Source organism: Streptomyces sp. GbtcB7, assembly GCF_019091445.1.
Lineage (GTDB): Bacteria > Actinomycetota > Actinomycetes > Streptomycetales > Streptomycetaceae > Streptomyces > Streptomyces mirabilis.
In genome coordinates this window covers 1-328 of record NZ_JAGXJM010000206.1, presented here as the reverse complement: position 1 = coordinate 328, position 328 = coordinate 1, and the positions used below count along the sequence as shown (strand labels likewise).

Annotated in this window: 1 protein-coding gene; it reads left to right on the top strand. The window is 69.8% G+C overall.

Annotation, left to right across the window (positions count from 1 at the left end):
* A partial coding sequence (locus KVT44_RS55855) for an alcohol dehydrogenase catalytic domain-containing protein (protein ID WP_217576932.1) occupies positions 1–328 on the top strand: 328 nt, incomplete at both ends.

The following is a 328-nucleotide window of genomic DNA, read 5'->3' as shown; positions in this document are numbered from 1 at the left end:
TTCCCGAGCCGGGGCCGGGCGAAGTGCTCGTTCGCGTTCACGCGATCGGCATCAATCCTCCGGACTGGTACCTGCGCGGCGGGCTGACCGCGATGCCCGGGGAGACGGAATCGACGGTCAGCCTGCCGGTGATTCCGGGGACGGACATGTCGGGCGTCGTCGAGGCCGTCGCCGCGGACGTGGACGGCCTCGCCGTAGGTGATGAAGTCTTCGGTCTTCTGCGTTTTCCCAGCTTCAACGGCAGCGCATACGCCGAGTACGTGGCCGCGCCCGCGTCGGACCTCGCACGCAAGCCGGCCGGCATCGATCACGTGCACGCCGCCGGGGC